Below are 12,331 nucleotides of genomic sequence, written 5' to 3' on the forward strand. Positions count from 1 at the left end.
TGTTCTTAAATTGTAGGATGTAAGATATTACGCCTTGATCAGGCTGGCACTTCCGGCAGACCGGCATAAGTGCGATAAGCCACATCAAACACCATGCGCCCGGCACCTAGACTTTGCGCGGTACCGGCATCAATAAAATGATCCGTTGACGATAAAATCATATCAATCACCAGACCATCAAGCGTGGATGGCGGCAAGGCCGCTTCAACGGCCGCTGCCAAATGATCAAACGCTTTGGCAGGATCCTGACGGCCTTTGAAGTGTATCACCACATTCACTGTCAGCCGGTGATTGAGACGTGTCCGCTCTTGATCGGTTGTATCATCATAAACCACACCATCAGGCGTGGAGTGGTCACTGGTATAAAGCACGGTAAAAGATGGCAGTGCCTCTTCCGGTACCGCCGTGGAGCGCATAGGCGACACCTGCCCCTGATATGTAACCGCAACAGGCTGCAACAGCGCTATGATCTTATTCAGAATTTTCTGTCTGACATGGATCATGATCACTCACTTTCGTGTAACAGCAGACGCTTCATGGCCCGTCCGTCATCAACATGCCCGGCAATGATAAACACTTTGCCGGTATCCTGCCCGTCATCGCTGTGGAGAATGGTGATGGTGTCTTTTTGACGAACGCCATCAAGCGCACTCCCACAAGCCGCAAAGCTGTAGCTGACACCCTCCAACCCCATGCCCTCAACGTCGAGCAGATCGCCCTCACGAACTTTGCGCAAAATCCCGCGCAAAGTCACGGCACTGTCACCAATGGTAATCAGCGCCTCCACATTACCGAGGCCCGACACAAAGGCATTTGCCATATTAGCAAACACGGCAGGGCGGCTCATTGGCTGCCTGCATCTTCAACCGCCTGCTCTGCCGCATTCAAACGGGCCTCCGCCTCTTCAAATGCTGTCAGCTCCTCGCCCCCTGCATCCGGCTCATCAAGTGCAGCCTTGGCGATATCATAGGAGGTTTGCGCCTCATCAACCGCTTTCATCAGGGCTTCGGTATCAACGACTTTGTCTAGTACTGGTGGGGCTAATACCGGAGATGCTGGCACATCCACCGGTTCACGCAATGAGTGCACCGCCGGCACAATACCAAACAGCGCGGCGATTTTTTCCGCCTCATCTTGCGGCAGTGTCACCACAGTACCAGGCGCCACATCTTTGCCAGCAATGCTGAGCGTAACGCCATAAGCCTGACGCACAGTTTTGATTTTCGCCATCATACTCAATCCTTTTCCAAGATTTGGCCTTTAACGCACCATCGCAAAAAGTGATGCAGACGCATCACCTGGCACCGGCAAAGGCGCACTTTGCGTCATCAGGAAGGTCGCCGACGGATCTTCGACATTCCACATTTTCGGGAAGCGCGTTAACGGGCGAAGCTGGGCTGCAACATCTTGAATGGCACCATGCGCCATAAAGCCCTGGAACTGGCTTGGTGCAATAATACCGGCACCAAAGCTCGGCCATACCTCAATGTCATTGCCCTGATCATCCTGGAACAATTGTGTATATTGCCAGAAGTTGAACTGACCAACAGTGCCAAGGTAAATCGCAACCATATCTTCAGAACCGGCCGCAACCGGACCAAACTGCATTTCACCACCCATTTGACGGCGGTTATCCAGAATGTCGCGGATCTCAGGATCAGTCTGTAACAACTCTGCAGCCTCCGCCCCAAGGATCACTTCAGTGGCAGCACCTCCAGAGGTCGTGGCCACACGTGTTGCCCATGAGCGGATGGATTTACGGATAGAAACATCCTTTTCCCCCCAGCGATCCGTGCCGGTCAAAGCAAGTGTGTGATTGGCCGGACGGTTATAATCGACAATCTGGGTCTCATAGTCCTCACCACTGACAATGATCTTACCCGTGCGCAGTGCTTCTGCCGCCATGATCTCTTCACGGCGCGTCACCTCATCATCCTGATCAGCCAGAATGTCAGTCACAGTCTGCAAATAACGGTCTTCGGCAGACATATTGCCATTGATCGGCTCACCAGGGCGACGACGAAAGCCTTCACCGGGACGAACCGTATTCTTCGGCTTCACATAAGCCGGCGTAAAGGTTGAGGTCTGACGGCCGCGAATGGCACGCTCACGACCTGCAACCAGTGGCGAGACAAACGGCGCGACATTGCGCCGGCGTTTCAGCTTGTCAAAAGCAATCTCTTCCGCATCAGACTGGAAGCCGTTGGGGAAGAACGTATCGCGGATAAAAGCCGTTGGCCGGTCACGCGATTCAATCACCGTCAAAAGCGCGGTGGTGCTAAATAGATCCATGACGGATATCCTTTAATTTGCGCCTCTAAGGCTGCATCAGATCAACAATCGGGGAACTGTCCGCTCAGGCCAAAGCGTTCAGATAAAGCGGGGCTGAGGCTTTGCGGAATGCACTCTCAACGCTTGCCGCTGTATGGCCGGTGCCATAAATCAGCTTCGCCGCATCAAAGCCGCCAGACGCATAAGCATCCTTGACCACATCACCGGCCGTGGTATCGACATCAATGGCAAGCACAAGTGACGGCACCTCAGAGCCATCGGATGAGGCGGAAGCGGAAAGCAGATATTTGCCTGCAGCCTCCCCCAGCACCGTGCCGCGTTTGAGGACACCCTGCGCACCCGCAATGGTCACAGCCCGGACAGCAACAGGGTAATCGCCGACAAGCAAATCGCCGGGCATATAATGTTCAGTGCGCATAGCGCTCTCCTGATAAAGTGGGTTTTAAGTTCTGACCTATCTAAAGATAAGCGATTAACGACGCGCGTTGCGGGAAGCCGAGCGAGCCTTCGCATGAGCCACCAATCGCTCATCAGCCGTGCCGGCTGTAGGACTTGCCCCGCCATTACCCAGCACAGGCACACGCCCCTGCATCCGTCCCGACAAGCTTGGTGCTGACTGCCCTGATCCGGCAGCCTTCAATGTTGCAAGCCCCTGTTTGGCGCTCATATTGGTACTGAAGGCAACATGAGCTGCCAGCGACGGATTGCGTTCTGCAAGCGATGAGCCAAGAATGGCAGCGTTGCGCTTGCGTTCAGCCTTACGTCCACGGGCATAATCGCCGGTTTTTTCTTCTTCATCTTCAGCCACCGGCTCATCTTCATCCGCATCGGGCTGCAGTTCTTCATCATCAGATGCATCCGGATGATCAGGATCATCTTCTGCCTCATCAGGCGCCAGATCATCCTCCAGATCCTCCGGCTTACCCTCATCAAGGCGTTTATGGGTATTGCGGCCACCAACGGCCGCGCGGATAGCGCGTGCAAGCGACATCAGCATGTTCCTTTTAATAATGTTAGGGATTTTGATCGGTATGTTTTTAAGGCGCAATCGCGTCAATGAACGCTTCAAAGACCTGTTTTGGACGCCCCACCGCATCGGCAAGGCCAAGATCAACCGCTGCCTGACCGCGATAGGTATCCGCTTCAGTGCCAAGGGCTGCTTCTAATGTTAAACGAGAGCCACGGTAGCGCGACACAGTTTGCGCAAACAGCACCCGCATGGCTTCAAGATCAGCGGTGGCTTCGCTATATTCCGCCTCACTCATCGCCTCGAACATGCCAGGGCGGGCTTTCTTTTCACCGGCCCGAAGAATAGTGACACCAAGCCCCTGATTTTTCGCCCAGCCCGATGCATCAACATGCATGGTGATCACCCCGATCGAGCCGGTATAACCGGTCGCAGGTATAACAATCTGGCGGCATGCAGCAGCTAAAAGATACGCCGCAGAACACGCATGATCCGTCAAAATGGCAATGGTCGGTTTGTCTTGTGACAAGGCAAACAATTCCTCCGCACAATCAAAACAGCCATCAACCTCACCGCCAAAACTATCAATCTCAAAGACCACAGCCTTGATATCATCGCGTGAACGGCAATCGGCAATCTGGATATTCAATCCCTCATAAGAGGTCATGCCAGATGATTTTCCCACCCAAGAACCTTTATTGACTAACGATCCTTCAATCTCGATCACCGCAACATTGCTGACCATTTTGGGACCGTTGTAAATTTTCTCACCCGTCCAGCCGTCACGCAATTCACGCATATTCTGCGACAGCACACCCATATCCGGTGTCTCTGTCATCGCAACACTTTGCCCTAATACCCGTGGGCCAAAAGCGCGCGCGATAATATTGGCTTTCGCCTCATGCAGCATCAACGGCGTATCAAACAAACGCGCTGCAATCTCCGGCATCCCTACGCTCATGACGCCTTATCCTTATTCTCAGAGCGCTCTTCACTGTCGTCTTTTGGAGTTTCCGCACCAAAGCGTGACACCACGCCGGAACTTGCAGCCTCACCCGACACCACACCATGCTTGGCAGCAAAGCGTTGTTCACGCGCGCGCTGCAGCATGTCTTCTTTCCAGTCACGCCCCTGTTCGGCAGATTCAGATTCTTGTGTCGATAAACCCGTTGCCAGACGAATAGCTGCAGCGCGTGCCTCTTTCTCCGGATCAACCCAGCCACGACCAGCCCCGATCCACGCAGCCCTTGCCCAACCAATAGGATTGGCCTCAAACGATACGGCATGTGCAGGCAGACGAATGCGCCCCTGGTCAAACACCTCTTCAAGCCATGCCATATAGATCGGCTGCATGAAGCTATGGGAAAAGCTGGTTTTGCGTGCAGTCAGCCCGCGCCAGATTTCCAAAATCGCAGCACGCGCACTCGAGTAATTGACCTTGGACCAATCCATCGTCAGCTGCTCATAAGTCAGACCGACAGCAGAGGCGATATTGCGCAAAGCTGCATTCACAAACACTTCAAAGGCAGCATTGGGATGCTCGGATTTGGTAAACACCACATCTTCGCCGGGATTGAGGAAGTTAAGCTGTGCCCCTTTAAGACGTATCGGATCAGCCTTGTAAGCTGCTCCTTGTGCAGCGGCCTGTGCATCATAAAACGCGTTGATTGATTTGGAGCTGTCACTGGCACTAAAACTGTCGGCCAGCTGATCCATATCAAGCGGCGTCTTGATAAACGCTGCCATCACCGCATTGAGCGATGCCGCCTGTAACTCGTAATCATTAAAATCCGAAACTTGTTTGAGCTGCTGTAAAACAGATGCCCACGGACTGACACCACGTGTCATGCCGGCACGATTAGCCTCAAAGGCATGAACCGCAATCGGCCTGCCCCAGTCTGTTTCGCGCTCAACCCGATCCCAAATAAACATATCATGCATCGGTCGGGTGATATCGCCTGGATGCGAACGGCGAACATGGAACGCGATCGGCGCGCCATAGGCATCAAGTTCCACCCCATCACGCAAAAACTCTGAATCCATAGCCCCATTGGGATTGGAGATCCGCGCCGGATCAATCACATGAACACATGTCCCATAACCACTGGCTCCCATCCGGAACGGTAACACCGCAAAAGCCTCACCGTCGCAGAAGCGGTGGCGTGCCGCCAAACCTAAAAGGCCGGATACAGATTTTGTGCGTTCAGCATCAAACCAGTTGCCGGGATCAGTCGCAACATCCGACCATAAGCCCTCGATCTGATCACCAATCTCATCTGCCTCATCAGCGGTGAGATTAAGTGTGCGGGCATTCGGTTGCGATGATAGCCGCCAGCCCGAGCCAATCACCGTATCAACAAGGCGCGAGACACCGGCAGATGCCCAGCCATTGTTGCGCACCGCATCATTTACACGGTCAATCACCACATCACGCGACAGCGTTAAAGCGGCCTGACCTGAGAATGTGCCAGGGCGCCATGAAGCCATCGATGAATGATCAGAGCCTGCAGCCTGATAAGCCGCATTCATCGCGTAGCGCTTGCGAGCTGCTAGGCGCACCTCAGGCGGCATCGGCTGGCCGTGACCATCAAGTATGATTGTCTCACTCATCCAAACACCACACGACGGGCACGGGTTCGCGACGTGCCGCCAAGCCCGAGTTGCGCACGCAGATCGCTGATATAAAGCCGCAACCGGCCCTCATCAGCACTGCTAAAGGTTACGCTTTCGCCCTGATAGCTCAGCTGCACTGTGGTCTTGCCAACAATAAGCTGATGCAGCGCCGTCTCAGCTTCGCTAAGACGCGCCATTAATATGGATCTGTCTGTCATGATGTTCCGATCAGCCGCGCCGTGCAGCACGCGCTTGCGCCCGTGCTATCGCCGCATTCACTAAGGGTGATTGGTTTTGTGCTGTTGTAACGCGCGGACTTGAAGCTGAGGGTGTCGTGGTTGTTGTCGTGGTTGATGTCACATTGCGCGCATCAGGACGGCGTAACAATTGATCTTCAAGATCAAGCTGAGCGGGTGGCGCCTCTTGCGCCAGATGCTCAGCTAAGGCGTCCCACTCATCCTCTGTCCAGTAATTAATCCCAAGACGAAGAGAGGCAGCAAGCGATTGATTGAGCATATCCAGCGCTTCATTACGCTTGCCTGCCGGCAGATCCCATAAATAATAAGGATGACCGTCACGCCCGCGATGCTGCACACGCACTTCCGATGTCGCCTGTTCAAAAAAATCATCGCCCAAGCCATGAACAAAGTCGATATAGCCCGTCTGCTCACGATCCTCCTTGCGATAAGAGCGGTAAAGACCCGCCTTCATCACAGAAGCATTGAAGTTAAAGAAACGCCGTGAGTATTTGAGCGGCCTGCCTTTTTTGTCTTTCTCTTTTTTAACCTGCGACAGCATTGGTGCCGCCTCGCGCTTATCACCGCGCACCATAATAACATCGGTAATCGGATGGCGGCGCGCCCACTCCCAGACATCTTCTGTATAGGCGTTACCATCAATGGCAACCAGATCGGTCTTGCGCCGGTTACCCCAGCAATCTGGCCAGTCCCGTTTGACAAGCTGCGATAAAGCATGTTGCACCGCAGGCTCTGAGATATGACCGGAATGAGCCGTAAAGCCCGGTAGGTTGCGTCCGGTATTATCGTCAAACAATCCGCGATCAATCACCACACGGTAACGGTTCTTGCCATATCCAACCAACAACCACTCAACACGATCGCCCTGCACGTCAATGCCGATCGTCAGGATCAGGGCTTGAGGTGGTATTATGCCCCGCTGCAATCCGGTTTGTGCCGCTCTGTCTCGCAGCACCTCCCAGCCAATCGATTCACCATCCGTTTCAAATGGCGCTCCAAGCCAGTCATTAAAAAACACCTGCTCAGCGCCTGACTTCTTACCCTTATCATCGGGCCCGCCGCGCTGCACATTGAGATAAGCACGCGCCAGCGCCTCCCAACTTTCAAGCGGTGAATACGCAACCCAAATATGGAATGAGCGATGATAGCGCGCACGCTCCGGATATTTGGCAATCCATTTTGCACCGTTCTCAGGGGCAACCATCCACGCACGGTGATGCTCTTTGATTTCCCCGCCACATTTGACGCAGTAAAAACTCGCTTTCTCAGGATGCTCCGGATCAATATGATCGCGCATCTGCTCCCATTCCAAAGGCTGTAAGGCATGACATTGGGGATGAGGACATGGCACATGATAGCGCTCCTGCGTACCACGTTCAAAATTCGTACTAATCCGACAACCAGGCGCAATCAGCGGCGTAGAGATTTTTAAGATCTTGGCAGCAATAAACGCTTTCGAGCGGCTTTCAGCCTGACTTTCCGGATCACCTGCATCATTGTTTTGCCATTTCGACAAATCATCCTGCACTTGCTTGCGGGGAGAAATCATCGACAGACCAGAAGGAGAATTGGCACCGGCTGCCTGAATTGCCCCGCGCCCGTCTGCCCGTTCCTTGTAGTGGATAGAATTGCCACCATCCCGGCTTTTTTCCGGAAACAGCGCCGTTAAGGCCGTAGTCTCACGGATCAGCGGCATCAGCTTTTGTTTAGACCAACGCGACGCATTCTCTTCTGTAGGATGCACATAGAGAAAGTCGCACGGATCCATATCCATAGTGCCGAGCGTAAAGATATTGGCAAGCACCGTACCACCCACCTGCGCCGACTTGGAGATCGTCACAATCCGGCACGGATCCTCCGGTGAGATCGCTTTCAGGATTTCTGAGAAGAACGGAAACAGCGCCTCATTGTAAGGCCCCGGAAACTGCGTAATCCGATCGGAGAATACAATATTCTGTTTTGCCCAAGCCAGATAATCAACCGGTGGCGGCGGTAATGTGGCTTGGGCTAATATCGAATAGGTCAGCCATGCCGGATTGCAAAGCGCTGTCATCAACCAACCATTCAATCGCTCTGGTGATCCCCCTCATCAAGCAGATCAGGATCATCTAACACTTGCGGCACCATTGCCTGTTGCTCTGCAAACCCTTGCGCTGCGCGTTCACGCACTTTGCGAAACGCCTGCTGCAGGTGATGTAAAATATCGCGCTGCGGGAGTTCAAACCGTCCCGCCAGATGCGTGGCCATATCAGACAATCCACCCTCCATGACACGGTAAGCCATAGCTACCCCGCGTGTCAGCTCGGACCTTGCCTCATCAGCCAGAATAAACCGACCTGAGGCCAGGGCCTCCTCGCGCTTGATCCGCGCCGTTGCCATTTTGGCTTGCTCAAGCTTTTCGCGTGCAATCTGATCTGCAACCAGATCGCTTTGTGTCTGGAACGTCTCAAGCGGGCGCTTATCGGGCTGTTGGAGCAGCGGAGCGTTATCTGCTTGCTCAACCGGTGCCATCGCTATGCGTGTGCTCAAACCATTCAGCCCGACACGCTGCGCAACATCCAGTCGGCCATTGAGCTGGCGCCGTGCCCGATCGACGACAATGCGCGCACTGCGTCCCTCGCCCTGCAGCGCATCAGGGCCAATCTGGCCTGAGGCAATATATTGCGAGATCCGACCGGCAGAAACATTGATTAGCTTCGCAAACTCGCCTTTGCTCAGCGTCTGATCTGTCAGCATAGCCGCAATCGCTTTCCCTCAGTCACAGCCGGAATTTTATTCCCCTGATTTTTGGTTTCAACTTCGATGACTTACTCAAGCAACATTGATTGCAGACGCCTCGGATAGCTCTGACTTTGCATAGTATTGGGCTATACTACTGATCCTGCCATCAAGACCATGCTCCGGTTGTGATGGAATGGAAGTAACCGCCTGGGGGAAGGCGTTGCTGACGGTCTTACGACTGACCAGAGCGAGGCAATCAGCGGCGTTGTTAATAGTAGGTCAAACAAGGAATCTGCACGAGTGCATGATTGAGTAAGAAAGGCGGGTACCCATGCTTTGAACCTGAACATTCCACATGATGTGCAGCGCAAACGTGTATCAATGATAACCAAGGCTCTTATAAAAGAGGAGTATTTGGTAAAGATCAAGATCCGGCATAGCGAAAGAGCGTGAGCTTTATTAGATAAGTCTAATCAAAGGAGACTTTTGAGCCGCTTTTTTATTGTTTTGCAACGTGTTAATATAAATAAAGCGCCAGCTCCTATTAAGGGACGAATTGGAAATTTGACGCCCTGATTATCTTTATTATTTGGAGACTGCCATTGCTTAATGAGCTTTATTTCTTGCCCGACACGGGCGAATCCTCATTGCTTATTAGAAGCCTAGATTGGGATAAAAACCCATTAGGACAGCCAGCTTTCTGGCCTATACAATTAAAAACAGCTGTACAGATGATGTTAGCTTCACGCTTTCCCAAAGCAATTGTATGGGGGGAGCATTATATAACTCTATACAATGATGCTTTCAGTGAAATTCTGGGCGAAAAGCACAGCGTGATGGGGCAGCCATTCGATGTGATTTGGAAGGAATCTTGGAATGAAATTGGGACAATTGTTGAAAAAGCATTTCGAGGTGAAGCGACCTATATTGAAGAGTTTCCATTAGCTATTAATAGGTATGGATATTCAGAACAGTGCTATTTTACATTTTGCTATAGCCCTATCCTCGATGAGGAAGGGAAAGTTCTCGGCATGATTGATACCGTTATTGAAATGACAGCCAAGGTTGAAGCCGTTAAAAATGCTGCTGTATTAAACTCGGAATTAGCCCATAGAATAAAAAACACATTTAGCGTTGTTCAAGCATTGGCTACTCAAACCTTTAAACGTCGAAATATAAACGAAGCCCTTCCGGTTTTTGTTAGAAGACTACATGCTTTGGCAAGTGCGAACGATGTATTACGCTTGGGTGCTACATCGAATGGCACTGTTCAGCAAATAGTTGAGGCTGTTATCTTTGCACTGGGCGTACAAAATCGAATAAATATTAGCGGTAAACCAATCATGATTGGCCCCAAAGCTGCAATGTCCACTTCGCTCCTCATTCATGAACTCACCACCAATGCGATGAAATACGGGGCATTATCTAATGATCAAGGGTACGTTGATCTGTCTTGGAAAATTACACTCGAAAACAGTGTGCAACTCCTACAATTAGAATGGACTGAGCGCGATGGGCCTTCCGTAATCATGCCAGAAACAAAAGGCTTTGGTTCTAGGCTTATACGCATGGGTTTGTCAGGAAGTGGCGGCTCGGATATGACGTTTAACCCAGAGGGTATTCAAGCAATCTTCACAGCGCCATTGCAGCAGGTCCAGCAAGAGGGACGCCTTTATAGCTCTGGAAGGCGCTCGTCAGAATGCAAACCGACCCGTCAAGAAATACAACCATAGGGACCGCTTTTATAAGTGCGTAGATAGCTCATTAACTTATTTACGCACTTTTACACAAGCTATTCCGATTGTAATGCAACCTGACTGGTTATTGAATGTTACCACTGAAAAATAATTCAAAACCGAGTTAGCGTTTTCATTAGTGTTTCATATATCTTTTGTGTAGCTGCTGAACACCGGCACACAATCATATGAGATGAACATGGAACCAAGTGGCTATCCATCTAAAATACCACAAAAATTAAAGCCATAACACAAACACTCGCATCACAAATCCTATAAATAATACTAACCATCATTCGAGAACCCTCAGTGGTAGTAGGATATCGTAAAGCTCGACTTTAGTTCTTTAGCCCTCGACTTTAGGCTTCAAATTCAGGCTCAGACTGACCAAGACCTGCGGTGCGAAATACCCGTGACCAACATGCGTCAGGAAGGACCCCAAATGTTGGGAAAGGCCTGAGCAACCGGATTGGTCTAGTGGCTTGGTGGTTCATCGCTTTCATTGATGCCGATCAGGCACAATACGCAGCTCGCTGGAAATATGTGCATTGACATAAGCAGAGGCGATAGATCGTACATGCCGAAGCCCATCAACACCAAGATCAAAAGCGATGGCCCTGATATCCATCCAACGTTTATGGCACCGGGTATCTTGCGCAAACTCATGCGCAGTTAAGTTCAGGCTATAAATGAAATATACCATTCTCTGTTTAAGTGGCTTTGAACAATCAGGCAGGGTATCAATCCGCACTGAGATATAACCAGCCCACCCCAGATACCAGACATGGTATATAATCTGATCATCTGTCCACTCTGGTAAAATAATCTGAGTAATAGCATGCCCATAATATTCAGCCTCAAGATGCAAAAGAATGGTACGCACCAAATCTAATTCAATTTGCATTTGATCACCCTAACTATGACTGAGCTTGCCAACTGCCTCAGCAAAATATCGCCCAAAGCGTTCTTCTGCCACCCGCTGCACTGTCTCGTGAAAGTTTATGGTTCGCGTGTAAGAGCGCATGCGTACAAACAACAGCATTGGCTTAATTGAATTGTCGATCGGGTTTCGCTGCCATACCCCCGGGTGCAAATGTGATCCGCGCTCTGGCACAAAGAACCGCGCGTTCTTATAGCGGGCATTGCGCCTGGTAGATGCCTCGGTACGCTTGCGGTTATAACCTGCTGTTCGTTCCGTAATTTGCAGGTCGGCCAGTATCCGTACAATCAAAGCCACACGAACATTGCCATATTGATCAAGCGGACAATCGCGCGCCGGTACCGCATAAAGCCCCTTAGTCATATGCCCTGCACTGATCAGCTGCCGCTCAAAGGATTTAAGATTGCGCTGACCACCAAAGAATTGCGGTGTCAGATAGTTGGCCGGCGGTGTTGAATTCTTAGCCCATGATTTACCTGCAATGATAACAGCTGCTGATAGTTTGGAGCTGCTCGCTTGTTCATAGGCGACACCACGCTTAGCAAATGGAGTGACGCGATCAAGCTTGGCTTCCATCTCATCCTGCACGGCCAATCGGCCAACAGCAGCTGTGCGGTTCAAAGCAATAATCATGGCTTTCGGGATAGTCTCACGCTCAAAGCGATTAAGCTCCCGCTCCCAGCTGCTCGTATCAAAGTTAAGATATGCAGCCGGCCCATCTGATTGCAACGGGCCGCTCAATGATGAGGTGACGTTGAGCATAATTGGATTTTCTGAGTTGAAGAAATTCGCTCATAGCTTCGCA

14 protein-coding genes are annotated in these 12,331 nt (G+C 51.4%); 1 reads left to right on the forward strand and 13 read right to left on the reverse strand.

Translation table 11 applies throughout. The features are described 5' to 3' along the window. Positions 1 to 38: 38 nt before the first annotated feature. The 11 genes from MP213Fo_RS04490 to MP213Fo_RS04540 all read right to left on the reverse strand — a co-directional run bounded on the left by MP213Fo_RS04490 (position 39) and on the right by MP213Fo_RS04540 (position 8,865). Entirely contained in the window at positions 39 to 503 is a 465-nt protein-coding gene (locus tag MP213Fo_RS04490; protein ID WP_421090473.1) for a hypothetical protein, read from the reverse strand. Positions 504 to 505: 2 nt separating this feature from the next. After that, complete coding sequence (locus MP213Fo_RS04495; protein WP_421090474.1) at positions 506 to 847, reverse strand: head-tail joining protein; 342 nt, start codon at positions 845 to 847, stop codon at positions 506 to 508. Then, positions 844 to 1,233 (reverse strand): hypothetical protein, encoded by a 390-nt coding sequence (locus MP213Fo_RS04500; protein ID WP_421089665.1) that lies wholly within the window; start codon positions 1,231 to 1,233, stop codon positions 844 to 846. Before MP213Fo_RS04500 ends, MP213Fo_RS04495 begins: the two co-directional genes overlap by 4 nt. Before the next feature lie 27 nt (positions 1,234 to 1,260). Further along, positions 1,261 to 2,292, reverse strand: coding sequence for a major capsid protein (locus MP213Fo_RS04505; RefSeq protein ID WP_421089664.1), 1,032 nt, complete (start codon positions 2,290 to 2,292; stop codon positions 1,261 to 1,263). A 64-nt stretch (positions 2,293 to 2,356) separates the two neighbouring features. Continuing rightward, positions 2,357 to 2,710, reverse strand: coding sequence for a head decoration protein (locus MP213Fo_RS04510; RefSeq protein ID WP_421089663.1), 354 nt, complete (start codon positions 2,708 to 2,710; stop codon positions 2,357 to 2,359). Between the two features lie 54 nt (positions 2,711 to 2,764). Beyond that, positions 2,765 to 3,283 (reverse strand): hypothetical protein, encoded by a 519-nt coding sequence (locus tag MP213Fo_RS04515; RefSeq protein ID WP_421089662.1) that lies wholly within the window; start codon positions 3,281 to 3,283, stop codon positions 2,765 to 2,767. 46 nt (positions 3,284 to 3,329) lie between these two features. After that, complete coding sequence (locus MP213Fo_RS04520) at positions 3,330 to 4,220, reverse strand: S49 family peptidase (protein ID WP_421089661.1); 891 nt, start codon at positions 4,218 to 4,220, stop codon at positions 3,330 to 3,332. Beyond that, positions 4,217 to 5,869: a phage portal protein gene (locus tag MP213Fo_RS04525; protein ID WP_421089660.1), complete on the reverse strand. Its 1,653-nt coding sequence runs from the start codon at positions 5,867 to 5,869 to the stop codon at positions 4,217 to 4,219. The genes MP213Fo_RS04520 and MP213Fo_RS04525 overlap by 4 nt, the downstream gene beginning before the upstream one ends. Continuing rightward, the gene (gpW, locus tag MP213Fo_RS04530; RefSeq protein WP_421089659.1) at positions 5,866 to 6,090 is read right to left on the reverse strand and encodes a gpW family head-tail joining protein; all 225 of its coding nucleotides are present in this window, start codon (positions 6,088 to 6,090) and stop codon (positions 5,866 to 5,868) included. Before gpW ends, MP213Fo_RS04525 begins: the two co-directional genes overlap by 4 nt. Positions 6,091 to 6,100: 10 nt before the next feature. Beyond that, complete coding sequence (locus MP213Fo_RS04535; RefSeq protein ID WP_421089658.1) at positions 6,101 to 8,182, reverse strand: phage terminase large subunit family protein; 2,082 nt, start codon at positions 8,180 to 8,182, stop codon at positions 6,101 to 6,103. A gap of 11 nt (positions 8,183 to 8,193) precedes the next feature. Further along, the gene (locus MP213Fo_RS04540) at positions 8,194 to 8,865 is read right to left on the reverse strand and encodes a hypothetical protein (RefSeq protein WP_421090475.1); all 672 of its coding nucleotides are present in this window, start codon (positions 8,863 to 8,865) and stop codon (positions 8,194 to 8,196) included. Positions 8,866 to 9,452: 587 nt separating this feature from the next. Between MP213Fo_RS04540 and MP213Fo_RS04545 the strand changes: the two genes are divergently transcribed. Continuing rightward, positions 9,453 to 10,583: an HWE histidine kinase domain-containing protein gene (locus MP213Fo_RS04545; RefSeq protein ID WP_421090476.1), complete on the forward strand. Its 1,131-nt coding sequence runs from the start codon at positions 9,453 to 9,455 to the stop codon at positions 10,581 to 10,583. 502 nt (positions 10,584 to 11,085) lie between these two features. Here the strand turns inward: MP213Fo_RS04545 and MP213Fo_RS04550 are convergent. Both MP213Fo_RS04550 and MP213Fo_RS04555 read right to left on the reverse strand, forming a co-directional pair. Then, positions 11,086 to 11,490, reverse strand: coding sequence for a DUF2513 domain-containing protein (locus MP213Fo_RS04550; RefSeq protein WP_421090477.1), 405 nt, complete (start codon positions 11,488 to 11,490; stop codon positions 11,086 to 11,088). A 9-nt stretch (positions 11,491 to 11,499) separates the two neighbouring features. Beyond that, on the reverse strand, positions 11,500 to 12,288 hold the full coding sequence (locus tag MP213Fo_RS04555) for a hypothetical protein (RefSeq protein WP_421090478.1): 789 nt from the start codon (positions 12,286 to 12,288) through the stop codon (positions 11,500 to 11,502). Positions 12,289 to 12,331: the final 43 nt, after the last annotated feature.

Source organism: Pseudochrobactrum mosebachae (assembly GCF_048914685.1).
GTDB lineage: Bacteria > Pseudomonadota > Alphaproteobacteria > Rhizobiales > Rhizobiaceae > Pseudochrobactrum.